Annotated in this window: 26 protein-coding genes; 13 read left to right on the plus strand and 13 right to left on the minus strand. The window is 33.3% G+C overall.

Annotated elements, in window-relative coordinates:
- Positions 1-44: 44 nt before the first annotated feature.
- Positions 45-605 (minus strand): DUF6646 family protein, encoded by a 561-nt coding sequence (locus F0460_RS07955; RefSeq protein ID WP_150012010.1) that lies wholly within the window; start codon positions 603-605, stop codon positions 45-47.
- A 247-nt stretch (positions 606-852) separates the two neighbouring features.
- Positions 853-2142 carry a fumarylacetoacetase gene (gene fahA / locus F0460_RS07960; RefSeq protein WP_150012012.1) on the minus strand — a complete coding sequence of 430 codons (1290 nt, stop codon included), beginning with the start codon at positions 2140-2142 and terminating at the stop codon, positions 853-855.
- A 93-nt stretch (positions 2143-2235) separates the two neighbouring features.
- On the opposite strand from fahA, the gene glyA reads away from it, so the two are divergent.
- Positions 2236-3510 (plus strand): serine hydroxymethyltransferase, encoded by a 1275-nt coding sequence (gene glyA / locus F0460_RS07965; protein ID WP_150012014.1) that lies wholly within the window; start codon positions 2236-2238, stop codon positions 3508-3510.
- Between the two features lie 104 nt (positions 3511-3614).
- Entirely contained in the window at positions 3615-4784 is a 1170-nt protein-coding gene (locus F0460_RS07970) for a carboxypeptidase-like regulatory domain-containing protein (protein WP_150012016.1), read from the plus strand.
- 15 nt (positions 4785-4799) lie between these two features.
- Here F0460_RS07970 and F0460_RS07975 read toward each other — a convergent pair whose 3' ends face one another.
- The gene (locus tag F0460_RS07975; RefSeq protein ID WP_150012018.1) at positions 4800-6257 is read right to left on the minus strand and encodes a TonB-dependent receptor; all 1458 of its coding nucleotides are present in this window, start codon (positions 6255-6257) and stop codon (positions 4800-4802) included.
- Positions 6258-6331: 74 nt separating this feature from the next.
- Here F0460_RS07975 and F0460_RS07980 point away from each other — a divergent pair, with 74 nt between their 5' ends.
- The gene (locus tag F0460_RS07980; RefSeq protein WP_150012020.1) at positions 6332-7099 is read left to right on the plus strand and encodes an MBL fold metallo-hydrolase; all 768 of its coding nucleotides are present in this window, start codon (positions 6332-6334) and stop codon (positions 7097-7099) included.
- A 186-nt stretch (positions 7100-7285) separates the two neighbouring features.
- Positions 7286-7732, plus strand: a complete 447-nt coding sequence (locus tag F0460_RS07985; RefSeq protein ID WP_150012022.1) for a hydrolase — start codon at positions 7286-7288, stop codon at positions 7730-7732.
- 25 nt (positions 7733-7757) lie between these two features.
- Here F0460_RS07985 and F0460_RS07990 read toward each other — a convergent pair whose 3' ends face one another.
- Genes F0460_RS07990 through F0460_RS08000 form a run of 3 tightly spaced genes read right to left on the minus strand, consistent with a single transcriptional unit; the run spans position 7758 to position 9999 of the window.
- Positions 7758-8405, minus strand: coding sequence for an alpha/beta hydrolase (locus tag F0460_RS07990; RefSeq protein WP_150012024.1), 648 nt, complete (start codon positions 8403-8405; stop codon positions 7758-7760).
- Between the two features lie 2 nt (positions 8406-8407).
- Positions 8408-8749, minus strand: a complete 342-nt coding sequence (locus F0460_RS07995; protein WP_150012026.1) for a hypothetical protein — start codon at positions 8747-8749, stop codon at positions 8408-8410.
- Positions 8749-9999: a dihydroorotase gene (locus F0460_RS08000; RefSeq protein WP_150012028.1), complete on the minus strand. Its 1251-nt coding sequence runs from the start codon at positions 9997-9999 to the stop codon at positions 8749-8751. The genes F0460_RS07995 and F0460_RS08000 overlap by 1 nt, the downstream gene beginning before the upstream one ends.
- 235 nt (positions 10000-10234) lie before the next feature.
- Here F0460_RS08000 and gyrA point away from each other — a divergent pair, with 235 nt between their 5' ends.
- Positions 10235-12820: a DNA gyrase subunit A gene (gyrA, locus tag F0460_RS08005; protein ID WP_150012334.1), complete on the plus strand. Its 2586-nt coding sequence runs from the start codon at positions 10235-10237 to the stop codon at positions 12818-12820.
- Positions 12810-14051, plus strand: coding sequence for a tetratricopeptide repeat protein (locus F0460_RS08010; protein ID WP_150012030.1), 1242 nt, complete (start codon positions 12810-12812; stop codon positions 14049-14051). The genes gyrA and F0460_RS08010 overlap by 11 nt, the downstream gene beginning before the upstream one ends.
- A 30-nt stretch (positions 14052-14081) precedes the next feature.
- Here F0460_RS08010 and serC read toward each other — a convergent pair whose 3' ends face one another.
- The 3 genes from serC to holA are packed head-to-tail and all read right to left on the minus strand — an operon-like array spanning position 14082 to position 16416.
- Entirely contained in the window at positions 14082-15155 is a 1074-nt protein-coding gene (serC, locus tag F0460_RS08015; protein ID WP_150012032.1) for a 3-phosphoserine/phosphohydroxythreonine transaminase, read from the minus strand.
- Between the two features lie 42 nt (positions 15156-15197).
- Positions 15198-15380 (minus strand): CAL67264 family membrane protein, encoded by a 183-nt coding sequence (locus F0460_RS08020; protein WP_150012034.1) that lies wholly within the window; start codon positions 15378-15380, stop codon positions 15198-15200.
- A gap of 16 nt (positions 15381-15396) precedes the next feature.
- Positions 15397-16416: a DNA polymerase III subunit delta gene (holA, locus tag F0460_RS08025; protein ID WP_150012036.1), complete on the minus strand. Its 1020-nt coding sequence runs from the start codon at positions 16414-16416 to the stop codon at positions 15397-15399.
- 53 nt (positions 16417-16469) lie between these two features.
- Between holA and F0460_RS08030 the strand changes: the two genes are divergently transcribed.
- Genes F0460_RS08030 through F0460_RS08040 form a run of 3 tightly spaced genes read left to right on the plus strand, consistent with a single transcriptional unit; the run spans position 16470 to position 18814 of the window.
- A complete protein-coding gene (locus F0460_RS08030; RefSeq protein WP_150012038.1) occupies positions 16470-16904 on the plus strand; it encodes a type I restriction enzyme HsdR N-terminal domain-containing protein in 435 nt (144 codons plus the stop codon).
- 9 nt (positions 16905-16913) lie between these two features.
- Positions 16914-17822, plus strand: coding sequence for a hypothetical protein (locus F0460_RS08035; protein ID WP_150012040.1), 909 nt, complete (start codon positions 16914-16916; stop codon positions 17820-17822).
- Positions 17822-18814, plus strand: a complete 993-nt coding sequence (locus F0460_RS08040) for a glycosyltransferase family 2 protein (protein WP_150012042.1) — start codon at positions 17822-17824, stop codon at positions 18812-18814. The genes F0460_RS08035 and F0460_RS08040 overlap by 1 nt, the downstream gene beginning before the upstream one ends.
- 2 nt (positions 18815-18816) lie before the next feature.
- On the opposite strand, the gene F0460_RS08045 is transcribed toward F0460_RS08040, so the two are convergent.
- Genes F0460_RS08045 through F0460_RS08060 form a run of 4 tightly spaced genes read right to left on the minus strand, consistent with a single transcriptional unit; the run spans position 18817 to position 23124 of the window.
- Positions 18817-19581: a TIGR02757 family protein gene (locus F0460_RS08045; RefSeq protein ID WP_150012044.1), complete on the minus strand. Its 765-nt coding sequence runs from the start codon at positions 19579-19581 to the stop codon at positions 18817-18819.
- 54 nt (positions 19582-19635) lie between these two features.
- Positions 19636-20550 (minus strand): Ppx/GppA phosphatase family protein, encoded by a 915-nt coding sequence (locus F0460_RS08050; protein WP_150012046.1) that lies wholly within the window; start codon positions 20548-20550, stop codon positions 19636-19638.
- On the minus strand, positions 20550-22640 hold the full coding sequence (ppk1, locus tag F0460_RS08055; RefSeq protein WP_150012048.1) for a polyphosphate kinase 1: 2091 nt from the start codon (positions 22638-22640) through the stop codon (positions 20550-20552). The genes F0460_RS08050 and ppk1 overlap by 1 nt, the downstream gene beginning before the upstream one ends.
- Complete coding sequence (locus F0460_RS08060) at positions 22630-23124, minus strand: SixA phosphatase family protein (protein ID WP_150012050.1); 495 nt, start codon at positions 23122-23124, stop codon at positions 22630-22632. The genes ppk1 and F0460_RS08060 overlap by 11 nt, the downstream gene beginning before the upstream one ends.
- 131 nt (positions 23125-23255) lie before the next feature.
- On the opposite strand from F0460_RS08060, the gene F0460_RS08065 reads away from it, so the two are divergent.
- From F0460_RS08065 to F0460_RS08080, 4 genes are all read left to right on the plus strand, one after another.
- Positions 23256-23777, plus strand: a complete 522-nt coding sequence (locus tag F0460_RS08065) for a DUF4199 domain-containing protein (RefSeq protein WP_150012052.1) — start codon at positions 23256-23258, stop codon at positions 23775-23777.
- Position 23778: 1 nt separating this feature from the next.
- Entirely contained in the window at positions 23779-24597 is an 819-nt protein-coding gene (kdsA, locus tag F0460_RS08070; protein ID WP_150012054.1) for a 3-deoxy-8-phosphooctulonate synthase, read from the plus strand.
- A gap of 12 nt (positions 24598-24609) precedes the next feature.
- Positions 24610-25416, plus strand: coding sequence for an NAD(P)H-binding protein (locus tag F0460_RS08075; protein WP_150012056.1), 807 nt, complete (start codon positions 24610-24612; stop codon positions 25414-25416).
- A 216-nt stretch (positions 25417-25632) separates the two neighbouring features.
- Positions 25633-26406: a hypothetical protein gene (locus tag F0460_RS08080; RefSeq protein ID WP_150012058.1), complete on the plus strand. Its 774-nt coding sequence runs from the start codon at positions 25633-25635 to the stop codon at positions 26404-26406.
- Positions 26407-26439 lie beyond the last annotated feature (33 nt).

A 26439-nucleotide genomic window follows, 5' to 3' on the forward strand; every position in this document is an offset into this window, starting at 1 on the left:
AAAGACCATTCTTACGAATGGTCTTTAATAATTAATCTTATAAATTATTGATAATCAAAGTTAATTGTTACACCGAATGATAACGCTGCTTTTTTAGCAAAAAAACTGGGAATTGGCTCACCGCTAGAATCTTCAGAAAGAGTAATACCTCCTTTGATTAATGGTGCAAAACTTTGTTTATACATTGCGTAAAAACCAAATGTCTTGCTTAAATTATATTTTATACCTGTATGTGCTCCTAATGACTTAATTGTTAAATCACCACCCAAATACAGGTCAAGATTTTCAGGCAATTTCAGCGCCTCTAAAAAGTGAAATCGTATAAATATCCCTGCATCAAAACTATCTAAAAATTTAAAGCCTTTTTCATATCCTAACCCTTCATTATCAACTTTTGTATCAAACAAATAAACTGCTTGTCCACCCCATGAATATAAATCATTCACACCTTTATCGGTTTGATACTCTATTCCAGAATTACCAGCAATATTTGTATATCCTAGGAACATTTTTATATCGTTGTATCCATCATAAGCCTGCGCCTGCGCGTGTGATGTAAAATGCAAACCTATTATTGCAATTGTTAGAGTAATTATTTTTTTCATTATGATTTTAGGTTAGAGTATATTGTATTATTTATTTAATATTGATTCTACATTCAGGGAAATAAATAGCAGAAGTAAGAACAATTGTTCCTAAATAAGAATAGTTTGAAATTCATAAATGTGTTTTTTGTAAATAAAATGAATATTTATGTTAAAATTAAAATTTTATTTAACAAATTATTTAGATTTTTAAATAAAAAAAGTCCATTCTTTCGAATGGACTTTTAACATATTAAGTATCAATATTTTAATTATCTAAAGGAACCGCAGGTAATAATTGAGATGAAACATCACCAAAACCGATACGCACACCATCTTTTTCACAGTAACCTTTCATAATTACAGTATCGTAATCTTCTATAAAAGTACGTGTAGATCCATCGGGCATTTCAATTGGATTTTGTCCGCCCCAAGATAATTCCAACATTGAGCCAAAACTGTCTTTTGTAGGTCCTGAAATAGTTCCCGATCCCATTAAATCACCAGAACTAACCAAACAACCATTCACCGTATGGTGTGCCAATTGCTGTGCCATGGTCCAGTACATATATTTAAAGTTCGATTTACAAACTGTTTTTCCTTCTTTATCTTCTGGCTGAATAATCACTTCTAAATTAATATCAAAAGAATGATCGCCTTTTTGCTGTAAATACGGTAATGGTTTTGGGTCTTCTTGCGATGGGCTTGCACAACGGAAAGGTTCTAAAGCATCCATTGTAACTACCCAGCACGAAATTGACGAACCAAAGTTTTTTGCCAAAAATGGTCCAAGCGGAACATATTCCCAAGCCTGAATATCGCGTGCAGACCAATCATTCAATAAAACCATACCAAACATGTGGCTTTCTGCATCGTCAACAGAAACTCTGTCTCCCATAACGTTAGCATCAGCTGTAATAAACGCCGTTTCCAATTCAAAATCTACTCTTTTAGATGGTCCGAAAACAGGTTGTGTTTCTCCTTTTGGCAACGATTGTCCTAACGGACGATTAACTGGAACGCCTGATGGAACAATAGTAGAACTTCTACCATGATAACCTACAGGTAAGTGTAACCAGTTTGGTAATAGTGCATTTGCCGGATCGCGGAACATCATACCAACATTGGTTGCGTGCTCGCGGCTTGAATAAAAATCGGTATAATCGCCAATAAAAACAGGCAACTCTACATTTACTTCGTTTACATTAAAAATAGTCAGTTCGCGCGATTTTGCATCGTCACGTAACTTTGGATTATTTGCTTCAAAAATTTCAGAAATTCTGTTACGAATTGCTCTCCAAACTTCTTTTCCTTCACTAATAAAAGCGTTCAAAGTTTCATCGTACAATACATTGTCGTCAAAATCTATATCCTTAAAAAAGCCTAAATCGTTTAAAGCCGTTAAACTAATGGCAAAATCGCCAATTCTGGTTCCAATCACTAAATCGTCTTCTTCAACAGAAAAAACGCCAAAAGGTATATTTTGTATAGGGAAATCACTTGCCGGAGCAACTTCTAACCACGATTTTAAGCTAGGATTGTTAGCAGGTATATTCATAGTTTTAATTATTTTTTGTTCTAATTAGATTACTTATGCGAATATAACAATGATTTTTTATAAATTTGAGTTCAATTTAAAGAATTAATAGAAATGCAACGCGACGAACAAATCTTTGATTTAATATTAGACGAGCAAGAAAGACAAGTTAATGGTTTGGAATTAATTGCTTCGGAAAATTTTGTAAGCGACCCCGTAATGGAAGCTGCAGGATCGGTTTTAACCAATAAATACGCAGAAGGATATCCCGGAAAAAGATATTACGGCGGCTGTGAAGTTGTTGATATTGTTGAACAAATTGCTATAGACAGAGCCAAAAATTTGTTTAATGCAGAATATGTTAACGTACAGCCACACTCGGGTTCGCAAGCTAATACGGCGGTTTATGCAGCGGTTTTAAAACCAGGAGACAAAATTTTAGGTTTCGATTTATCGCACGGTGGACATTTAACACATGGTTCTCCGGTTAACTTTTCGGGTAAATTGTACAACCCTGTTTTTTATGGTGTTGATGAGGCTACCGGATTGATTAATTACGATAAAATTGAGGAAGTTGCAAAACGCGAAAAACCACAATTGATTATTGCAGGTGCATCGGCTTACTCTCGTGATATGGATTTTAAACGTTTCCGCGAAATTGCAGATTCAGTAGGTGCTTTGTTAATGGCTGATATTTCTCACCCGGCTGGTTTAATTGCAAAAGGATTGTTGTCTGATCCACTTCCGCATTGTCATATCGTTACTACAACAACGCACAAAACTTTGCGTGGTCCTCGTGGTGGAATGATTATGATGGGTAAAGATTTTGAAAATCCATTCGGATTAAAAACACCTAAAGGTGAAACACGTATGATGTCTGCTTTGTTAGATTCTGCTGTTTTTCCAGGAAATCAAGGTGGTCCGTTAATGCACATTATTGCAGCTAAAGCAGTTGCTTTTGGTGAAGCTTTACAAGACGAATTTATGCATTATGCATTACAGGTTCAGAAAAATGCACAAGCTATGGCAAGCGCATTTGTAAAACGCGGTTATAACATTATTTCTGGCGGAACTGATAACCACATGATGTTGATTGATTTACGCAACAAAAACATTTCGGGTAAAGAAGCTGAAAATGCTTTGGTTAAAGCCGAAATTACCGTTAATAAAAATATGGTTCCTTTTGATGATAAATCTCCGTTTGTAACATCGGGAATTCGTGTGGGAACTGCAGCTATTACAACGCGTGGTTTGGTTGAAAGTGACATGGAAACTATTGTTGATTTAATTGATCGTGTTATAATGAATCATACAAATGAAGAAATAATTGAACAGATTGCCGAAGAAGTTAACGAAATGATGAGCCAACGCGCAATGTTTGTTTTTTAACAAATTATTTTTATAAAAAGTTAAAGAGTCACTAAATGTGGCTCTTTTTTTGTTAGTTGTGTAACAAAATTATACTTTTCACAACAAACACTTAAAATCCTTTTATGAAAAACATTCTACTAGCACTCCTACTCTTTTTAAACATCTCGGTTCAGGCACAGCAATTGGTCCAGGGAATTATTAAAGACACCGAAACCAACAAACCCATTCAATACGTAATGATTATTGGAAATGTATCCGGAAAAAGCACGGTTACAAACAGCGAAGGTCGATTTCAATTCAATCTGCCTGCACAAGATTCAAAATTAATCATTAAACATTTAGATTATTTTACACAGGAATTATCAGCAAAAAACAAAAAATCCTTCAATGTTCAAATGCAGTCTTCTACCGAATCGTTAGAGGAAATCGTTATCTTAAAAACATCGATAAAAGAGGAAATTGAAAAAGCAATTAAAACATCGCAGGAAAAATTCGCAAAGAATTTAAAATTGAATACTTTTTACCGCGAACTGCTTTACATAAACGAAACAATGTATAAATATGAAGATGCTGAAATTGATTATTATTTACAATCTATCAATAAAAGCAATGTAATTGTAAAAGAAAGCCGAAGTGTAAAATTTTCTAATAAAGAAGTTAAAAAATTTGATTCGTTAGCAACTGTTTCTTATTATTGGGGCGATTTTAAAGAACGCGTTTCTAATGAATTTGACTTTAAGCTGATAAAAAGTATCATTTCAGATAAAGAATACGATTTATATATCACCGCTAAAACCGCTGCAGATGGGACAGAATTGTATGTTTTAAATTTCAACCCGATTGATAACGCTAAAAAAGCAACTCTTTCTGGAAAAATGATTTATGGAGCACACGACTATCTAATTCGAGAAATAAAAGTCGATTTAGATACAAAATTCATTACGAATAGTGAATATTTACCAAATAATAATGGACATTGGCGCCAAAGAACATTCTATAATCGCACTACTCTTTTTAATCTGTACAATAACAAATATTCTCTAACTTATGTTTCATACAGGGTGTACGGAGATTCAGAGGTTCGCAACCAATTAAATCAAATCGGAGGCTTTGTAGAGCTTTTGGTAGATTCGGTTGATGAAAACCCATCAAAACCAAATAGTGAGAATTTTTATACAGACATTAAATTAACCCCATTAGGTAAAAACTATAAAACAAAATATTGGAAAAAATTCAATGTGGTACCTTTGACTTTTAAAGAAGAACAAATGCTTAAAGAGATTAATAAATAAACAAAAAGAGAGTTTTTACAAACTCTCTTTTTTTCTAAATAACTGATTTTCTTTAAGAAGCGTTGCAACCGTTTCTGGTACGTCGCTTTCCCAACTGTCATCATTCTCTTGGATTTTTTTAAGTACTTTGTGCGAGAATATTTTTAAGTTTTTCAGTTCGAAATTTTCAATATCAATAATCTGATCACGTTGTTTGAAATAATTGTAAATAGGTTTCATCGTTTCATCGTGTAATTCTATATTTTCGGCAGTAATAACATCTTCTTTTTCGTTTAAAAACGGATATACATAAATTTCCAATCCGTGTTTAAATAATCTACCTAAACCTTCAAATAATCCGCCTGGTAAATTTGTGTAATGTTTGGCATCAAAAATTTCAATTAAACTCGGTATTCCAATGGTAAGCGCAATTTTTTCTTGCGAATAATTCCAAATATAATCTACTGCCTTAAAATATTCTTTAAAGTTCGATATCATAACAGTATGCCCCAACGCACAAAGCAATTCTGCACGATCAAGAAAATCCTGTTCATCCACTTCGCCCAAAGCTAAAAGGTTGTTCAAGGTAATTTCAAAAATAACTGCCGTTTTATCAATAGATAACTGATTTTTACTTAAAAACTGATTCAGTGATTTTTGATACATATTAATGTTTACAATAGTCACCGGACGAAAACTACCGCGTAACAACAACACGTTTTTTCTGAACAAAGTATTTGCAGGTAGAATATTTTGTCCGTTTGGTCCAAACATAACAGCGTCTGCCATTCCGTTTTTCACCAAAAACAAACTCATCAAACGGTTGTCGACATTTTTAAACGCCGGGCCCGAAAAGTTAATAGTATCAATTTCTAACTGATCTTTATCTAAATGATCGTATAAATTATAAATCAGTTTTTTAGGATCATGATATTGGTAAAACGCGCCGTAAATTAAATTCACACCAAGTGTTCCTAATGTTCGCTGCTGTTGTAGAACATCGTTTTCTTTGAACTGAATATGAATAATAATCTCGTTAAATTCACCGCCGGCTTCGTTCTGAAAACGAATACCAACCCAACCGTGACCTTTAAATTTCTTTGCAAAATCTATCGTTGCAACCGTATTGGCATAACTAAAGTAAATTCTTTTCGGATTTTCGGTGTGATCCAAACGTTCTTCCAATAGCTTAACTTCATGATCAAGCATTTTGTGCAAACGGTTTTCGGTAACGTAACGCCCATCTGGTTCTGTAGTGTAAATAGCATCGCTAAACTGTTTGTCGTATGCCGACATTGCTTTTGCAATGGTTCTTGAAGCCGCACCAGCTCTGAAAAAATGACGAGCCGTTTCTTGACCGGCACCAATTTCAGAGAAAGATCCGTATATATTTTTGTTTAAATTAATCTTTAAAGTTTTATCAGATAAAGCTTGTTTTTGATCTGTAACTCGATCGCCCTGTAATACTAAATCGTCTGCAAAAATATTGCTCATATTTCTATTATTGTTTGACTATAAAATTACTAAATTCATTTTTAATGTGCTATTTTTGTAAAAAAGAATCTTAAGTGATAATACATTTTTTAGGTACAGGTACATCGCAGGGCATTCCGGTTATAGGAATTAAACATCCTGTTTGCTTAAGTACCAATCTAAAAGATAAACGTTTGCGGTCATCAATTTTAATCGATTGGAACAATACAAAAATCTTAATTGATTGCGGTCCTGATTTCAGACAACAAATGTTGCGGATTGATAACGACGCTTTAGATGCTATTTTATTTACCCATGAACATGCCGATCACACTGCGGGTTTAGACGATATTCGTCCGTATTGTTTTATGGAAAGTAAAGCTATGCCGGTTTACGCACAAAAGCGTGTTGTTGAAAGTTTAATTCGCAGATTCGATTATATTTTTGAAACAACAAACAGATATCCTGGAGCACCATCTATCGAAATTCATGAAATTGAAGCATACAAAGATTTTTCTGTTAACAATAAAGTAATAAAACCTTTGTTGGTAAATCATGGCTCATTGCCTATTTTAGGCTATCGCTTTGAAAATTTCGCCTATTTAACTGATGTTAAAACGCTTGATGAAGCCACTTACAAACAGTTAGAAAATTTAGATGTTTTGGTAATCAATGCCTTGCGCATACAAGAACATCCTACACATAATAATTTAACCGAAGCTTTAGAACATATCAGTAAAATAAAACCTAAAAAAGCCTATTTAACGCATATTGGGTTTCAGTTAGGTTTTCATGATGAAATAGAAAATATTTTACCTGAGAATGTTTTTTTAGCTTACGATCAACTAATTTTAGATATTTAATGAAACGTATTTATTTATATTTGTTTATATTTTCTCTTATAATTAATATCTTTTTAATTGTAAATGATTCGAAAATATTGAAGGCAAAAGACCAACATATTGAAAGTTTAGAAAAAAGACTGAAACGTTCACAAGATTCATTAAAAGTAATCGAGAAAAGAATAGTAACCAATCAATCTTAAGAATATGAAACGAAACATATTAGGTATTTTAGTAGTAGGATTTCTTACTTTTTCGTGTACTAAAGAGAAAGATAAAACAGATGCTCTTAACACGGTAATGGTAAAAGATTCTTTGGAAATGTATAAGAAATTATATGACGAAGCTGCCTATTTTTCTATTGATAAAAACGAAAATGCACAAAAACAGTTTGCTCCGCAAGAAGTTGAAACCGTTATGGCAAAAGTAGTTCAAGATTTTAGTATATTGAATCAGCAAGAAAACGGCAACCCGTTATTACCGATTGATTCTACAGGAAAACCAACCAAAGTAAACAAAATGTCGGTTATTAATCATAAATGGTTGATTATCGATTTCTTTGGAGAAGGTGTTGTGGGCGAATTAATCATAAAATACGATTACAGTCCCGATAAAACAACTGAATTTACTGTTTTAGATACCGTATTATATTAAAAAAGTTTCCAAATTTGGAAACTTTTTATTTTTCTAGAAATGCTTTTAAATCGTAAAAGTTTTGTGGCGCTACACCATGGCCCACCGGATATTCTTTATATTCAAAAGAAATTTGTAAAGGTTTTAAAAATGCTACTGATTTTCTTGCCCATTCCACAGGAATTACCTGGTCTACCGTTCCGTGCGATCCAAAGATCTTTAAATGATTGTATGCAGAAACATCGGTTTTTGGAGTCATAATTTCCGGGTTAAAATAACCGCTTAAAGCAGCAACTTTATTAATTTTTTCAGGATAAGTAACCGCAATGGCATAACTTAAAATAGCACCCTGACTAAAACCAACCAAGTTTACATTATTAGCATCAATAGGATATTTTGCAGCCAATTCATCAATAAATTTAACCAATAAATCTCGTGATTCAATTGCTTGGTCGTTATCGCTGAATTTATTCATATCGGCATCAAAAGTAATCGCATACCAAGCAAAACCATACGGCGGAACTTGGTAAGGAGCCTGAACCGAAACCACATAATAATTGTCTGGCAATTCTGGTGCAAACGAAAACAAATCTTCTTCGTTACTGCCGTATCCGTGAATTAAAATAATCAGTGGATTTTGTTCTTTAACAACCTTTGGTTCTTTTATTAAATAATTAAAAATTCCTGTCTGCATAGTTAAGTTTTCTTTGTAAATATTTTCTGAATAAAACCGCCAATAAAAGGAATTAGCTTGTATTCGTTAGAAACTGCTCCGGAAAAACTGTAAATCCATAAAATAAAGATAAACACGTAAAAGCCAATCAATGTAGGCATAAACATAACCTCTGGAACAATTGGTAAAATAGCACTAATTAGCAAGAAAAGTAGAAATATTCCAACAGATTGTTTTATGTAAAAACTACCATATTTATCTTTTTCTTCTTGATTTATAAACCACGCAATAACAGGGCCTAAAAAGGTTAAGTGAGCAATTATCGCAGCCAGTTTGCCGTCTTTTGAAATATTGTTTGCTTCCATTACTTAATAATCAATTTATCATTATTGTAAATTCCGTAAACAAAACCTTTCATTTTATGATTTAAAAATGCCGAGTTTTTAGATTTTGACAGAATATCATTTTTGGTGAACATCCATTCTTTTGAAGGATCAAACAACGTTAAATCTGCTTTCGCTCCAACATTAATTCCGTTTGAATCATTCAAGAAAATTGATTTTGCCGCCTGAAGTTTTCCAACAACAACATCTAAAGGAAGAATTTCCAACAACGCACCAAAAGCCGATTCCAAACCAATGGTTCCGTTTTTCGCCATATCAAATTCCATTTTTTTATGTTCGATATCCATCGCGCAATGATCTGATGTAATTACATCTATCGTTCCATCTAAAACTCCATTAATCAAAGCTTTTTGATGTGCAGCATCACGAATTGGTGGATTAACTTTAAATCGGGTATCAAAATCGGTTAAAACAGCATCAGTCAAAACCAAATTATGAACCGCTACACTACAAGTAACATTCAAGCCTTTTGCTTTGGCTTCTTTAATCATTTCTACCGATTTTGCTGTAGAAATTGTTGGTACGTGCATTTTACCACCCGTGTATTCCAACAAAAATAAGTTGCGCGCCAATACAATTTCTTCTGCCAATGGTGGAATTCCTTTTAAACCTAATTGCGTTGATGTTATCCCTTCGTGCACAACTCCTTTTCCTTTAATTAAAGAATCGTTACAAAAAGCTATCACCGTAGCATTAAAATCTTGCGTATATTGTAAACCAATTTTTAACAAATTAGCGTTAGTGGTACTTTTTTTATAGTCGCCAAAAGCAATGGCTCCGGCATTCTGCATATCGTACATTTCAGCTAAATCGGTACCTTCTTCGTTTTTGGTAAAAGCTCCAATCGGGTGTAAATTTGTCGCAAAATTTGCCGCTTTTGTTTTTACAAAACTAACTATTGACTGATTATCTATAACCGGTGAAGTATTTGGCTGGTATGCAATATGTGTAAATCCGCTTTTTGCTGCAACTGTTAAGCCGTTAGCAATTGTTTCGCGGTCTTCAAATCCAGGTTCACCAAACGAAACTGATGAATCCATCCATCCGCTTGAAACGTGTAAGTTTTCTAAAGAAAGAATTTCGAAATTTGTTGAGTTGATTCCTGATGCAATTTCAGCAATCACACCATTTTCGATTTTTATATCGACTTTTTTCTGATTAAATTCACCTGAAGAATCTACAATTGTAGCATTTTTTATAACGATATTCATTGTATGAACTGTTCTGTTGTTTAAAATTGTACAAAATTAAGCATATTATTATACAAATATTATAATTTATAGATGTTTTGTATCAATAAAAAATAAATCTTAAAAAACACTTAAATAACTAACTTTCAATCACTAGCAAAACACTCCTGCTCATTTCACCACTTTCATTAGTTTAAACCATAAAAAAACAGTATATTAGCACGTTAAAATTAGAAATAAAAAAGTATAAAATATGATCTCTGAAGGGGAAAAATTAATTCCTATTAACATCGAGGATGAAATGAAATCGGCTTACATTGATTATTCAATGTCCGTTATTGTTTCAAGAGCATTACCAGATGTTCGTGATGGATTAAAACCGGTTCACCGCCGCGTATTATTCGGAATGTATGAACTAGGTGTTACAGCAAGTAAAGCACATAAAAAATCGGCTCGTATTGTAGGGGAAGTTTTAGGTAAGTACCACCCACACGGCGATTCATCTGTTTACGATGCCATGGTACGTATGGCGCAAGAATGGAGCTTACGTTATTTATTGGTAGACGGACAAGGTAACTTTGGTTCGGTAGATGGCGACAGCCCAGCGGCTATGCGTTATACCGAAGCTAGAATGAAAAAGATTTCTGAAGAAATTTTAGCCGATATCGACAAAGAAACGGTTGACTTTCAGTTGAACTTCGATGATACTTTAGAAGAACCTAAAGTAATGCCTACAAAAATACCAACCTTACTGATAAACGGAGCATCGGGTATCGCAGTTGGTATGGCTACTAATATGGCGCCACACAACCTAACTGAAGTAATTAACGGTACGCTGGCATATATTGAAAATACGGAAATCGAAATTGACGAATTACTGCAACATATCAAAGCACCCGATTTTCCAACAGGCGGAATCATTTATGGTTACGAAGGTGTAAAAGAAGCTTACAAAACCGGTCGTGGACGTGTAGTTATGCGTGCAAAGGCAAATTTCGAAGAGATCGATGGTAAAGAATGTATCATTGTTTCAGAAATTCCTTACCAGGTGAACAAAGCCGAAATGATCAAAAAAACGGCTGAACTTGTTAACGACAAAAAAATAGAAGGAATATCAACAATACGTGACGAATCAGACCGTAAAGGTATGCGTATCGTTTATGTATTAAAGCGTGAAGCTGTACCAAACATTGTGTTAAACATGTTGTACAAGTTTACGCAGTTGCAGTCGTCTTTCAGTATCAACAATATTGCGTTGGTAAACGGTCGTCCACAGTTATTAAATTTAAAAGAATTAATTCATTATTTCGTAGAACACCGTCATGAAGTGGTAACACGTCGTGCCGAATACGAATTAAGAAAAGCACAAGAACGTGCACATATTTTAGAAGGATTGATTATTGCTTCCGATAATATCGATGAAGTAATCCAAATCATCCGTAGCTCTAAAAATGCCGATCAGGCTCGTGAACGATTAATCGAACGTTTCTCGTTGTCAGAAATTCAGGCTCGTGCCATTGTTGAAATGCGTTTACGCCAGTTAACAGGTCTTGAGCAGGAAAAATTACGTGCAGAGTTTGATGAAATCATGAAGTTAATTACTCATTTACAAGAATTATTAGCAAGCAAAGAAATGCGAATGGATCTTATTAAAGAGGAATTAAACGAAATTCGCGATAAATACGGCGATGCCCGCAGATCTCATATCGAATATGCTGGTGGCGAAATGAATATCGAAGATTTAATTGCCGATGAGCAGGTTGTAATCACAATTTCTCATGCAGGTTACATTAAACGTACGCCGTTAAGCGAATACAAAACTCAAAATCGTGGTGGTGTTGGTCAAAAATCAGCAGGAACCCGCGATCAGGATTTCTTGGAACACATGTATGTGGCAACAAACCACCAGTATATGTTGTTCTTAACGCAAAAAGGAAAATGTTTCTGGCTACGCGTTTACGAAATTCCTGAAGGTAGCAAACAAGCAAAAGGTCGTGCAATTCAGAACTTAATCAACATAGAAAACGACGATAAAGTAAAAGCATTTATCTGTACACAAGATTTACGTGACCCAGAATACACAAGCAATAACTACATTGTAATGTGTACCAAACTAGGTCAGGTTAAGAAAACGTCGTTAGAGCAGTATTCACGTCCGCGCCAAAACGGTATCAACGCCATTACAATTAAAGATGGTGATGAGTTGTTAGAAGCAAAATTAACCGACGGAAATTCTAAAGTATTGATTGCTGCCAAAAATGGTAAAATGGTTCGTTTCGATGAATCTAAAACTCGTCCAATGGGTAGAACCGCATCTGGAGTTCGCGGTATTAAATTAGCCGATGAAAAAGATGAAGTAATTGGTTTAGTAACGGTATCAGATCTTGAATCAGAAATTTTAGTGGTTTCAGAAAACGGTTACGGAAAACGTTCGTCTTTAGAAGCTTACCGTGAAACAAACCGTGGTGGTAAAGGTGTTAAGGCAATGAACATTACCGATAAAACCGGAGCTTTAATTTCGATTAATTCGGTTACAGATAACGATGATTTAATGATCATTAACAAATCCGGATTAACCATTCGTTTACGCGTTTCGGATCTGCGTGTAATGGGTCGAAATACGCAAGGTGTTCGTTTAATCAACATCAAAGGAAGCGATTCTATTGCAGCAGTTGCAAAGGTTATGCGTGATGAAGACGAAGAAATTGAAATGGACGAAGAATTGAAAAAAGATCTTTTAGCAGTTGATGAAAACGATGTTTTAGAAGACGTGGTTGACGAAATTGACGAAGAAGATGACCATATTGATTTAGAAGACGAAGAAGATACAAATGAAGAATAATTTAATGATGATGAGCATGTTTTTAATAACATGCTCTTCTTCTTTTGCTCAAAAAAATGAGTTGAAAGAATTAGAAAAACTGGTAAAAAGAAACAATACAACAGAAACTTCGGCATTGCTCTCAACAGTTGAAAAAATGCTTCCACAGGCAACCGATGATCAAAAGGCAGCCTATTATTTCTTTAGAACCAAGAATTTTATCAATCTGGCAAACAGCGGAGTTGATTTTAATGAAAATCGATCAAAAGCTATTGAATCGATCAATCATTTGATTAAGTTTGAAAACGATACAAAAAGTAAAAAATATACTACGGAAGTTACCGAACTTAAAAATACACTTTTAGCCGAATTGGTTGATGATGCCATTGATACCAACCGTAATAAAGATTACAAAAAATCGAGCCGCTTGTTTGAACAGGCTTATAATTTAAGCAATCTTGATACTGTTTATCTGTATCACGCGGCAAACGATGCCGTGAATGCAAAAGATTACGATTTTGCAGAAAGCAAGTTTAAAGATTTAATTAAGTTGAAATACGACGGAAAATCGCAAACTTATGTAGCAACTTCACAAGCTACCGGAAAAGTAGAATCGTTTGGTTTTGACAGAAAAGCCCGTGATTTGGCAGTTAAAAACGGATCGCACACGCAACCTGAAACTATCTTTAATAAAAGTGCTAAAACAAGTATCTACAACAACTTAACGCATATTCTACTTAATAAGGAAAATTATTCTGAAGCCGAAAATTATGCTTTAACGGCTTACGATTTAGATAAAGACAATGTGAACAATTTGTTAAATGTTTTGTTTTTATATTACAATACCAATCGTTTAGACAGATACGAAGAGTATGCTAAAAAGGGAGTTGAGCGTTTTCCACAGAATGAAGTATTGCTGTATAATTTGGCAGTAATCAACATGAAAAATAATCAAAACGAACAAGCAACAGATTATTTGAACAAGATTTTATTGTTGAATAAAAACAATTTTGATGCGTTAAAAGCCTTGGGAAATTTAGAGCTACAGAAAGATGCTGATATAACCAACAAGATAAATGCGTTACCGAATACAACAACATCAAGCAAAAAGCGTAACGATTTAATGCAGGAAAAAAGATTGGTTTATACTACTACATTAGATTATTATAAAAAAGCGCAAGCAGTTAATCCTAAAGACGAAAGTTTAAACGAATTGATTACTCAAATTCAAGATTTTTTAAAGAATAATTAAAAAAATGGCTTCCAAATTGGAAGCCATTTTTTATATAACTTTAGTTTCAAAATACTGCATTACTTCAACTAATTTTTGAACACTTGTCATTGGTAAGGCGCTATACATTGATGCTCTATACCCACCTGCTGTTCTATGTCCTTTTACGCCGTAGATTCCTTCGCTCGAACATAATTCATCAAAAGCCATAGTCAGACTTTCATCTTTAAGGAAAAAAGTAGCATTCATTACAGAGCGATCTTCAACTGCTGCGGTTCCATAAAACAGACTATTTCTATCTATTTCAGAATACATTAAATTAGCTTTGGCAAGATTTCTACGTTCTGCGGCAGCAATTCCGCCTAAATCTTTAAGCCATTTCATTGTGAGATAACTTACATAAACCGAAAAAACCGAAGGTGTATTGTACATACTTTCTCTTTCGATATGCTTTTTGTAGTTCATGATATTCGGAATACTTCTGTTAGTTTTATCCAGCAATTCATCTTTTACAACTATTAAATTAACTCCAGATGTTCCTACATTTTTCTGGGCACAAGCATAGATCAAATCAAACTTTGAAAAATCTAAATTTCGAGAGAAAATATCCGAACTCATATCACAAACCAACGGAACATTATTTTCAGGAAAATCTTTAAACTGCGTACCGTAAATGGTATTGTTCGATGTAATGTGCAAGTAATCTAAATCATTAGGAACTACAATATTCTTGGGAATATAACTGTAATTTTTATCTTTTGATGATGCTACTTCAATAACTTCACCAAAATAAGCAGCTTCGTTTTTTGCATTATTTGCCCAATTCCCGGTATTAATGTAACCTGCTTTACCGTCAACTTTCATTAAATTATTTGCAACTCGGACAAATTCTAAACTAGCTCCACCTTGCAGAAGCAAAGCAGAATATCCCTTATCTTGCAAATTCAATAATTCCAAAGCTAAATTTCGAGCCGAATTCATAATTTCAACAAAAGAAGCATCTCTGTGAGAAATCTCAATTAAAGACAATCCCGAATTACTAAAGTTCAAGACCGCTTCTGAAGCTTTTTGTAAAACTTCTGGTGGCAAAATACTTGGTCCGGAACTAAAATTATGAATTTTCATATAGACAGTTTTAGAAAATTAATTTTTATCGAAAATAGAAGCTTACACCCTACCTTTTAAAGCGTTAAAAACCCATGCAATCGCAAAGAAGCCCACGCCAACTGCACCAAATCCCCAACCGGCAACATCGGCATATCGGTAAATAGCCAAACCAACTAAAATGCATCCCATAAGAATCATGATAAATGTTGCCCAGCCTAATATTTTATTTTTATTTAATGACATAGTTTTAGTTTTAAAATTAACGAAGTACTTTAATTAAAAGTTCTTTTAATAAATCGTCATGCGTTAAGCTGCCGTTTACACCTTTTCCTTTTAAATCGATTTCGCGGATTACGGCGATTGTCTGACTTACTTTTTTCATTGGATAAATCTTGCCTGCTGCCTGATAATCTTTTAAACCATATTGATTAATTCCCAATTGCTTTGCAATATCCGCGGGATTTGCACTTGCGTTTTTATAAATCATTCCGTGATATTGCAACAGTTTAGAAAAGAAATTATAAAGCAAAGACGTTGTCACTACAAACGGATTATTTTTTGTATTCAATGCAAAATATTTAGCAATTCCGAATGCTTTTGCTTCATTTTTATAGGCAACCGCATTAATCAGCTCAAAATTATTGTACTCTTTACTAATCCCGATATTTTCCTCAACCAAATCGGCAGTAATCAGTTTATCGTTTTTTAAAATGATTTTTAACTTATCAATTTCGTTAGAAATCTTACTTAAATCGTTCCCTAAAAATTCGACCAGCATAGCAACTGCTTTTGGTTCAATTTCTAATTTTTCATCGCTGATTAAAGTTTTTATCCAACCTTCAACCTGATAATCTTTTAATTTATTACTTTCTAAAATTTCAGCAAATTCAGATTTTGAAAGTGTTTTATAAAGTTCTTTACGTTTATCCAGCGTTTTGTATTTGTAACAAAAAACCAAAATGGTTGATGGCTGAACACTTTTAAAGTACGACGAAAATTGATCAATAGTTTTAACCAATTCTTGTGCTTCTTTAATCACAACCAGCATTTTATCGCCCATAAAAGGATATTGCCGAGCTTGTGACATAATATCGTTCACAGAAACATCTTTGCCGTATAAAATAACCTGATTGAACGATTTTTCCTCTTCAGAAATTACATTATTGGTAAAATGATCACTTAAAAAATCAATAAAATAAGGTTCTTCGCCCATTAAAAAATAAACCGGTTTGTAACCGTCTTTCTTAAACGAAGTAATCATTTTTTTTAACTCACTCATAAACTTTCACAGATTTATAAAGATTTTTTAAAGAGAATGAATAAATTTGCAATATGCGTGATTTAAATTTTCCCGATTTTCAATTTCGTTTCAAAAATAATGAAAATAAACGGTTCATTTTCGATGACATCAGGAAAAAATACGTTTTGTTAACGCCCGAAGAATGGGTGCGGCAACATGTGGTTCAGTTTTTGATTAAAGTAAAAATGTATCCGCAATCGCATATAAATGTAGAGAAAGTTGTTAAAATCAACGACATGAACAAACGTTACGATGTAGTTGTTTTTACGCCGAAAGGATCTATTTTTTTGCTGGTTGAATGTAAAGAACCATCGGTAAAGATAACCCAATCGGTTTTTGATCAAATTGCGCGTTACAATATGAGTTTAAATGCACAGTTTTTAATGGTTACCAACGGTTTAAATCATTATTATTGTAAATTAGATTATGTAAATAAAAAATATCAGTTTTTAACTGATTTACCTTAAAAGTTAAATATGAGTAAAAATTTCATATATATAGGATTGTTGGTAGCATCTGTTTTTGTTTCTTGCAACAAAGAAAAAACATCGGTACCAAACGATTCAAACTCCGATACTATTACAGAAATTCTTTATTCCAGCGATCCAGATTATGTTTTATCGAACAAAAATGCACAAGAATTGGTTGAGCATTTAGAGAGCGAACAAAAGGATTTAAAACGCAAATTAAAAAAAGCCAACAAAAAGGAAGCCGAAGCACTGTTTATTGATTATTACAAGCGTTTAACCGTGATTGTAGATTCTATAAACATGGCAGAAACCAATACTTTAAAGACCTATCACAAATTGGGTAACGAAAAGCACGATACCATTTTGCGTAAGGAAAATACGTATGATAAAGTTGGTTTGTATTTTAGAAAGATCGATTCTACTACCTACGATTTTAAAATTAAACCCGGATATTTCTACAATTTATTCCATAAAAAAATTACTAGAGAGTACGAAGAATATTTAAAATTACGATTCGCAGAGCATAAACTTTTGTACGATTCGCAATTCAACAACGAAAAAGTTTCATTAGAACAACAACGAAATTTGATTATTAGTTGGGAGAAATTCATCGTTAAAAACAAAGACTTCAAGTTTATTGATTACGCTAAAAAATCGTACACAGATGCGTTGATGATGTATTTATTTGGAACATCGAGCAAGCCAGCGTTCGAGGTTTCGAACAAGAAACTTTATGTTGAAAATGAGCAGGAATACATTACGTTTGTAAAGAAAAATCCTAAATTGATTTCGGCTGAAATTACCAAATCGTTCCTGAAACATTTTTATGCGAACGATAAAAACTTCACTGCTGAAGTATTTTATTTAGATTTGAAAGATTTCACCAAAAAAGAAATTTCTGAACGCCTGAAATAATGAAAAACATTGCTGTTGTTTTATTAAATTGGAACGGATTAGAGCTTTTAAAGCAGTTTTTGCCTATTGTTGAAAAATTTTCTACTGAAGCTGTAATTTATGTTGCGGATAATAATTCTACAGATGGATCTAAACAGTTTGTAAAAGATCATTTTCCGTCGGTTAAATGGATACAGCTTGCTGATAATTTCGGCTACGCCAAAGGATACAACGAAGCTTTACAACAGATAAACGAAGAATATATTTGTTTGTTGAATACCGATATTGAAGTTACAGAAAATTGGTTACAGCCGGTTTTAGATTTGTTCAAAAAAGATTATTCTATTGGAATAATCCAACCAAAAATATTAGATTTTAAGAACAAAGAATATTTTGAATACGCTGGTGCAGCAGGCGGATTTATTGATAAATATGGTTTTCCATTTTGTAGAGGACGAATTTTTGATACTTTAGAAAAAGACGAAAACCAATACCAAACGCAGGAGATTTTCTGGGCATCGGGAGCTGTTTTTTTTATTCGAAACAGTATTTTTAAACAGCTAAACGGTTTTGATGACCATTTTTTTGCGCATCAAGAAGAGATTGATTTATGTTGGCGCGCTTTCAACCAAAACATAAAAGTGTATTATTGCAACGAAAGTACCGTTTACCATATTGGTGGTGCTACTTTAAAAAAATCAAACCCGCAGAAAACCTTTTTAAACTTTAGGAATTCGTTGTTTATGCTGTATAAAAACCTTCCAAAAGAAGATCGATTTCCTATCATCTTCAAACGATTGTGTTTAGACGGTTTAGCAGGTGTAAAATTATTTTTGAGTTTACAGCCACTGCACACTTTTGCAATTATTAAAGCACATTTTGCGTATTATGGCAATCTTTCAAAACTAAAAAATAAGCATGTTCAAAATCCTAAATCCAATTATTTTTATACCGATAATATTGTTTTTGATTACTTTTTAAAGGGGAGGAAAAAGTTTAATCAACTAAAATAAACTTACTTTATTCCTTCAAAAACACCCAAACCAAATAAGGCAAAATCATATTTTACGGGATCTGTCGGATCGAATTTTCTTAATGCTTCATCTAATTCCATCAATGCTTTTTGATCGTTTTGTTTTCGGCTTAAAATACCTAACGCTCGTGCTACATTTCCCGAATGAACATCCAACGGGCAAGATAATTCACTTGGAGAAACAGCGTTCCAAATACCAAAATCGACCCCTTTTCCGTCGTTTCTCGTAACCCAACGCAAAAACATATTTATCCTCTTTGACGAAGATCCTTTCAACGGATCTGAAATATGTTTTGTAGTTCGCAGCGGATGATCTATTTCAAAAAAGATTTGTTTAAATTTAGATATTCTGTTTTGCAGATTTATGGAATTGTTGGCAGAAAAAACGTTTTCTAGTCCACCGTGATGCTCGTAAATATTCCGAAGCGATTTAATAAAATAACGAAAATCATCTGAATTAAACGTTCTGTGAACAATATTATCAATGGCATCAATCTGATTATTTGTAGCATTCATAACAAAATCATACGGATTATTTCCCATGGCATCCATCATTTTGGTTGCGCTGTTAATAATCATTTTTCTATTTCCCCAAGCAATTGTAGCTGCTAAAAAACCACTGATTTCAATATCTTCTTTTATTTTATATCTATGTGGAATCTGTATGGGATCGCTTTTAATAAAATTTGGATTGTTATATTGATCTGCTTTAAAATCAAGATAATCTTTTAGTTCTTCGAAATTCATTTTGTAAAAATAAGGAAGATTTTTTAAGGCTAAAAAAATAAATCCTTTAAAAGCTTAAAGGATTTTGTTTATCGTAATTTTTGTATTCTTATAGTACATTGCTTTGACAATACCGTCTGAAAGTCCGATTTTTGGTACGTAAATATGTTTAGCATTACTCCATTTCATTGCGTTAACGTAAATTTTAATGGCTGGAATAATAACGTCGGCACGATCGGTGTTCAATCCTAAAGTATAAATACGTTCTTCGTACGACAAAGAATTCAGATATTTAAAACGTTGCACTAAATATGTTTGTGTTAACGGTTTATCGTTTGTCTTACCCGACATTTTAAATATTTTGTTGATGTTTCCGCCAGATCCTATTATTTCAACATTTGATAAATCTGCAGTATGAGTTTTAATCCATTTTTCAATTTCTTGCCAAACACTTTCGGTAACCATATTGTTCAACAAACGAACGGTTCCATTTTTAAATGATTTTGAAACGATTTGTTTTCCGTTTGAAAACAGCGTAAACTCGGTACTTCCTCCACCAACATCAACATACAGATAATGTCCGTCGTTCTTTATAAAAGATTCTAAATCGGAATTTGCTATAATGGCTGCTTCAGTTTTTCCTTCAATAATATCAATATTAATTCCGGTTTTTTTAGCAATTTCTTCAACCAAATCTTTACCGTTATATGCTTCGCGCATTGCAGATGTTGCACAAGCAGAATATTGTTCAACCTGATAAACATCCATTAACAATTTAAACGCTTTCATGGCTTTTACCATACGTTCGGCACTTTCCTCGGAAATTTCACCCACCGTAAAAGCATCCTGCCCCAAACGAATAGGCACGCGGATTAAATGACTTTTGTTAAACTGCGTAGGCTTGTTTTCTTCTTCGATAACATTGGCTATAAGCAACCGCATGGCGTTTGAACCAATATCAATTGCGGCGTATTTTTTTATTTTTATCATTAATCTAAAACCACTTCTATTTTATTTCTGTAATAATTGTAAAGCTCTTCTTGTGCTTTAAAACGCTCTTCACCTAATCGGCGGTAACGGTTTTCTAATCTTTCAGAATGCAAACGCACTTTCACGTTTCCTTTCCAGTAAATTTTAAAGGTATCAATCAGTTCGGTTTTAATGGCATCGTCGTAAATCGGGCAGGTTACTTCTACCCTTTCATCGATATTTCGGGTCATAAAATCGGCTGATGAAATATAAACTTTCGCTTCTTCATCGGTTCCGAATATATAAATTCTCGAATGTTCCAATAAATTGTCAACAATACTTACCGCTTCGATATTATCGCTTAAACCGGGAACGCCAGGAATTAAACAGCAAATTCCGCGAACGATTAACTGAACTTTTACTCCGGCACGACTTGCGTCGTACAATTTATCAATCATTTTATAATCAGATAAACTGTTCATTTTCAAGCGAATCATTGCTGGCTTATCATTCAAGGCTTTTTCAATCTCGTCTTCAATCAGTTTGGTGAATTTTGATCGAGTATAATGTGGCGAAACAATCAAATCTTTATAACGATAGATTTTGTAGTTTACTTCGAAAAATTCAAACACCTTATTAACCTCTTTCATTATTCGGTTATCTGACGTTAGAACGGTTACATCTGTATAAATATTCGACGTACTTTCGTTGAAATTTCCTGTTGAAAGAAAACCGTAACGCTTAATTTTCTTGCCTTCGATACGTTCTACAACACAAATTTTACTGTGAACTTTTAATCCTTTAACACCAAAAATAAGTTTTATCCCTTCCGATTGCATTGTTTCGGCATAATTGATATTACTTGTTTCATCGAACCTTGCTTGTAATTCTATCTGTACCGTAACCTGTTTACCGTTTTTCGCCGCATTAATCAATGAAGATATAATTTGCGAATTTTTTGCCAAACGATACAAAGTAATTTTTATGCTGGTAACTTTTGGATCTAAAGCGGCTTCACGCAAGAATTTCACTACATAATTAAACGATTGAAATGGTGTGTGAACCAAAAAATCTTTATGTTTTATCTGCTGAATAATGCTTCCTTCAATACTTAAACCGCTAACCGGTAACGGATTTAATTTACCGATTGTAAGATCTTTTCTTCCTAAATTAGGGAAACTCATATAATCGCGGCGGTTGTGGTAACGCCCGCCCGGAATGATACTATCAACAGCCTCGATATCAATTTTATCAAGGAAAAAATCAAGCGTATCTTTATCGATTTTACTGTCGTACACAAAACGTACAACTTCGCCTACTCTGCGTTCGCGAACAGAATTCGATATTTTTTCAAGGAAAGATTTATGTAAATCAGAATCAAAATCTAATTCGGCATCACGCGTAATTTTTATCATGTGTGCCGAAATATTTTCATAATCGAAGATAGAAAAAATGTTGTCTAAATTCATTCTGATCACATCGTCAAGCATAATAATGTATTGCTTGCCGTCTATCGCCGGTAATTCTACAAAACGATTGATTTGCGCAGGAATTTCGATCAACGCATAACGGGTGCGTTTTTTTATTGATTTTATAGGATCTTCTGCAGATTTTTTAACCATTTTAACGGCTAAATATCCGTATGAATCTCTTACCAACGGAAATTCAGCCAAATCGTTCAAGATGATCGTTACTAAAACCGGACTTACTTTATGTATGAAAAATTCGTGAATAAAGTTCTTTTGTTCTTCATTAACCTGCGTTTCATCAACAATAAAAATACCTACATTTTCAAGTTCTGTTTCTATTTCCTGCAAAATAGCCAAACTTTTTGCCTGCTGTTTAATTACAATTTCGGTAATTTCCTGCAACAAAGTTTTTGCCTGAACACCGTTTATTAATTTCTTGTTATTGTCTTTTGACATGGAAATTCTTCGAACAGTGGCGTATCGCACTCTAAAGAATTCATCTAAATTATTCGAGAAAATTCCTAAAAACCGCAAACGGTCTAATAACGGAACGGTATGGTCTGCAGCTTCTTGTAAAACACGTTCGTTAAAAGCCAGCCAGCTTTTTTCTCTGTCAATATATTTTGGTTGGTTAATTTGCATTTATTAAATCTTTTGGAAACAAGGTGTCAATAACTTTACCATTTTTGATAACGTCCCAGCTTTCTCCCTCGAATTCCAATATAACAACTCCGGAAGTAGGAACATTTTCAATGTATTTGTTGCCAAATGTATTAACAAAATCGGTAATTGCATTGTTGTGACCAAAAATAATAAGGCTTGGAACAGTATCTTTACAATTTCTTATTGATTTGGTTAAACCACCCGAATCAAAAGTGTATAAATCGTTTTTTAAAACGGTTAGTTCCTGCGGAATATTCAAAACCTCGTTAAAAATTTTTGCGGTGTCGTGTGCTCTTTTTGCGGTACTTGACCATATTAAAAAGCGCTCGGGCAAATTCTTCTTTATCTCTTCAAAAATGAAGTTAGAATTTTTAATCCCCTTATTTGTCAATGGTCTTTCGTGATCTTCTAAAGGCATTTCCCAAGACGATTTTCCGTGCCGAATCAATATCAACTTTTTCATAACATTCAATTTTTTTAGATAATGATATTTATTTTACTAAATATAAAAAAAATCATTAAGTATTATTTAAGATCAATCATTTTTTTTGTGGTAAAAGTTTGATTATTTTTGTTAAAACTTAATTAACAGTAATGAATAAAATAGGTATCGAACTAAAATGGGCTGCAATAATTACTGCTTTTTCCTGTTTGTGGGCTGCTTTTGAAAATGCTTTGGGTTACCATAAAGATTTTAGTAATATCATTGGAATTGCCTTTGTGTACTACATTATTTTGACTTTTTTATGGGCAATTGCATTTATCGATAAGAAAAAATCGTTGGGTAAAAATGCCGTTTGGGAATTTAAAAATGCTTTTAAATTCGGTTTGTTTATCACCGGTTTAACCACACTTTTAAGCCCAATTGCACAATACATTATTTACGAAACCATTTCGCCCGATTACTTTACCAATATTATAGAATATCAATTATCAAAAGGCAGACAAACACGCGAAAGTTTAGAGTTAATTCACAACATGAATTTTACTATTCGCCAAGGTGTAATGAATGCTTTATCGTTAGGTGTAATTTATTCTGCACTTTATGCGTGGGTTTTTAAAACCAAGAAAACTATTGTAGTTGCACCTGTTACTAACACAAAAAAGAAGAAATAAGATGAATTTACAGAACATACCAAATATTAAACATTTAGAAAGCGATAATTTCTTTTTACTTGCCGGACCTTGTGCTATTGAAAACGAAGAAATGGCTTTTAGAATTGCCGAACGATTGGTTACGATTACAGATCGTTTACAGATCCCGTTGGTTTTTAAAGGATCTTTTAAAAAAGCAAACCGTTCAAGAATTGATTCTTTTACAGGAATTGGCGATGAAAAGGCTTTAAAAATATTGCAAAAGGTTTCTAAAGAATTTAATGTGCCTACGGTTACCGATATTCACGAAAGTTCTGATGCTGATTTGGCTGCGGCTTATGTTGATGTTTTACAGATTCCTGCATTTTTGGTTCGTCAGACCGATTTGGTTGTGGCTGCTGCAAAAACCGGCAAAACGGTCAATTTAAAGAAAGGACAGTTTATGAGTCCTGAAAGTATGAAACATGCCGTGCAAAAAGTATTGGATTGTCAAAATGAAAACATTATGGTTACCGATCGCGGAACCATGTTTGGTTATCAGGATATGATTGTTGATTACCGCGGAATTCCTACCATGCAGAATTATGCTACTACAGTTTTAGATATTACACATTCGTTGCAACAGCCAAATCAGGCAAGCGGAGTAACCGGCGGAAGACCCGATTTAATTGAAACGGTTGCTAAAGCTGGAATTGCAGTTGGTGTGGACGGAATTTTTATTGAAACACATTTTGATCCGGCAAATGCTAAAAGTGATGGAGCAAATATGCTACATTTAGATCATTTTGAACCTTTAATGGAAAAACTGGTTGCAATTCGCCAAACGATTAATAAGTTTTAAGGCTAATTTTCGATGAAAAAAATCAGCATACTTGGTGCAGGTTGGTTGGGAAATCCGTTGGCATTACAATTAAAATCAAACGGACAAGAATTAAAAGTTTCTACCACAACTCCTGAAAAAATTTCTTCTTTTAATGAAAATGGAATAGAGAGTTTTATTGTGAATGTAGGATCAAATTCTGATACTGAAAATCTTGATAACTTATTAACTGATACCGATATTCTGATTATCACTATTCCACCAGGAAGATCAAAACCATCAGAAAGTACGTATGTTGATAGAATAAAATCGATAATTCCGTTTATAGAAAAACACGATATTAAAAATGTTCTCTACACAAGTTCTACCACGGTTTATCTTTCTCTGAAAGGAAATGTGAATGAAGAAACGCCAATTGTTCCTGTTTCGGAAATGGATCAGCAAATCTTCGAAATTGAAAATCTGCTATTAAACAACCAAAATTTTAATGCTACCATTCTTCGTTTGGGTGGATTAATCGGTGAAGATCGTCACCCGGTTAAATTTATCGTAAAGAGGGAAAACGTTGACGACGCTAACAATCCGGTGAACATGATCCACAGAACTGATATTATCCGATTTTTAGAAAAGATCATTGAAAACGAAATTCCAAATGATGTTTTTAATATTGTAGCTCCCATCAATTTAAATCGCAGAGATTTTTATACGCAGGAAGCTGCTAAACTAGGACTTTCTCCACTACCAAAATTTACTGACAATCCCAATGCGGATATGCGAAATGTAAGTGGTCAAAAAATCAGCAAAAAATATGGATTAGATTATTTGTATCTACTAGATTAATTACATTTAACTAATATTCAGATATTTTCCCACAGATTCATAGGTATATACTTTTAGTTAACAATTTTATAACAGTTTGATTTTCAGAGATATTCAGATCACTAAATTCATTTACTTCACAAATAATCGAAAAAAATCCGTGCATCTGTGGTTATTTAATAATTTATTGATACCATTTAATTTATTATTACTATTTTAACCAAAATTTTTAATCTTATGAAAAAAATATTATTTTTTGGCTTAATTGCTGCAACATCATTAGGAACAATTCAAGCAAATGCTCAAGACAAAGTAAAATTTACAAAAGAGCAGCTTAAAATGATGGATGATGATTTGTTTATTGAAATGTTTACGGGTGTTTCTTCAAAGAAAACTTCGACCGTTATTTTAAAAGATGGTAGAAAAGTTGAAGGATCGGCAACTGACATCAACAGAAAAAAGGGGCAAATTTATTCTATTGATATTAAAGATGGATCCGGCAAAAAAACCGAATACAAAGCAGAAGAAATTGCCGAAATGTACCTTCCAATTTCAGGTATGGCAAAGGCTTCTAAAGTAAACAGCTATTTTGGAAATTCTAAAAACTGGGGACGTAAAAGTTTAAATAAAACTACAAATCCTGATGAAGTTTATGTGAAAAACGTAAAAGCTTCGTTGAAAAACAAAAAAGAAGAAAAAGAATTTTTAATGCAGTTGATAAACCCTGATTTCAGTAGTTTAATTGAAGTTTATGCAGATCCAAATGCATCTGAAACATCTTCGTTCAGTGTTGGTGGAAGTCCGTCTTTTGGTGGTGGCGTAACAAAATCGTACTACATAAAAAAAGGCGATGAAGTTATCTGGCTTAAAAAAGGAGAATTTGAAGATCATTACGCTTTTCTTTTTAGCGATAATGAAGAGTTTATGAAAAATTTTCCTTATAAATCAATTAAATGGGAACATTTAAGCTATTTAGTTGCAGAATATACCAACATAGTTTCTGGTCAATAAAAACTTTTTAAATGATATAAAAACTACTCAAAT

The sequence above is a fragment of the Paenimyroides baculatum genome (assembly GCF_008629655.1).
Taxonomy (GTDB): Bacteria; Bacteroidota; Bacteroidia; order Flavobacteriales; family Flavobacteriaceae; genus Flavobacterium; species Flavobacterium baculatum.

Excerpts from the sequence above, each read along its gene's own strand:
- F0460_RS07955 (WP_150012010.1), bottom strand. The coding sequence starts at position 605 with ATGAAAAAAATAATTACTCTAACAATTGCAATAATAGGTTTGCATTTT.
- fahA (WP_150012012.1), bottom strand. The coding sequence starts at position 2,142 with ATGAATATACCTGCTAACAATCCTAGCTTAAAATCGTGGTTAGAAGTT.
- glyA (WP_150012014.1), top strand. The coding sequence starts at position 2,236 with ATGCAACGCGACGAACAAATCTTTGATTTAATATTAGACGAGCAAGAA.
- F0460_RS07970 (WP_150012016.1), top strand. The coding sequence starts at position 3,615 with ATGAAAAACATTCTACTAGCACTCCTACTCTTTTTAAACATCTCGGTT.
- F0460_RS07975 (WP_150012018.1), bottom strand. The coding sequence starts at position 6,257 with ATGAGCAATATTTTTGCAGACGATTTAGTATTACAGGGCGATCGAGTT.
- F0460_RS07985 (WP_150012022.1), top strand. The coding sequence starts at position 7,286 with ATGAAACGAAACATATTAGGTATTTTAGTAGTAGGATTTCTTACTTTT.
- F0460_RS07990 (WP_150012024.1), bottom strand. The coding sequence starts at position 8,405 with ATGCAGACAGGAATTTTTAATTATTTAATAAAAGAACCAAAGGTTGTT.
- F0460_RS07995 (WP_150012026.1), bottom strand. The coding sequence starts at position 8,749 with ATGGAAGCAAACAATATTTCAAAAGACGGCAAACTGGCTGCGATAATT.
- F0460_RS08000 (WP_150012028.1), bottom strand. The coding sequence starts at position 9,999 with ATGAATATCGTTATAAAAAATGCTACAATTGTAGATTCTTCAGGTGAA.
- F0460_RS08010 (WP_150012030.1), top strand. The coding sequence starts at position 12,810 with ATGAAGAATAATTTAATGATGATGAGCATGTTTTTAATAACATGCTCT.
- serC (WP_150012032.1), bottom strand. The coding sequence starts at position 15,155 with ATGAAAATTCATAATTTTAGTTCCGGACCAAGTATTTTGCCACCAGAA.
- F0460_RS08020 (WP_150012034.1), bottom strand. The coding sequence starts at position 15,380 with ATGTCATTAAATAAAAATAAAATATTAGGCTGGGCAACATTTATCATG.
- holA (WP_150012036.1), bottom strand. The coding sequence starts at position 16,416 with ATGAGTGAGTTAAAAAAAATGATTACTTCGTTTAAGAAAGACGGTTAC.
- F0460_RS08030 (WP_150012038.1), top strand. The coding sequence starts at position 16,470 with ATGCGTGATTTAAATTTTCCCGATTTTCAATTTCGTTTCAAAAATAAT.
- F0460_RS08035 (WP_150012040.1), top strand. The coding sequence starts at position 16,914 with ATGAGTAAAAATTTCATATATATAGGATTGTTGGTAGCATCTGTTTTT.
- F0460_RS08040 (WP_150012042.1), top strand. The coding sequence starts at position 17,822 with ATGAAAAACATTGCTGTTGTTTTATTAAATTGGAACGGATTAGAGCTT.
- F0460_RS08045 (WP_150012044.1), bottom strand. The coding sequence starts at position 19,581 with ATGAATTTCGAAGAACTAAAAGATTATCTTGATTTTAAAGCAGATCAA.
- F0460_RS08050 (WP_150012046.1), bottom strand. The coding sequence starts at position 20,550 with ATGATAAAAATAAAAAAATACGCCGCAATTGATATTGGTTCAAACGCC.
- ppk1 (WP_150012048.1), bottom strand. The coding sequence starts at position 22,640 with ATGCAAATTAACCAACCAAAATATATTGACAGAGAAAAAAGCTGGCTG.
- F0460_RS08060 (WP_150012050.1), bottom strand. The coding sequence starts at position 23,124 with ATGAAAAAGTTGATATTGATTCGGCACGGAAAATCGTCTTGGGAAATG.
- F0460_RS08065 (WP_150012052.1), top strand. The coding sequence starts at position 23,256 with ATGAATAAAATAGGTATCGAACTAAAATGGGCTGCAATAATTACTGCT.
- kdsA (WP_150012054.1), top strand. The coding sequence starts at position 23,779 with ATGAATTTACAGAACATACCAAATATTAAACATTTAGAAAGCGATAAT.
- F0460_RS08075 (WP_150012056.1), top strand. The coding sequence starts at position 24,610 with ATGAAAAAAATCAGCATACTTGGTGCAGGTTGGTTGGGAAATCCGTTG.
- F0460_RS08080 (WP_150012058.1), top strand. The coding sequence starts at position 25,633 with ATGAAAAAAATATTATTTTTTGGCTTAATTGCTGCAACATCATTAGGA.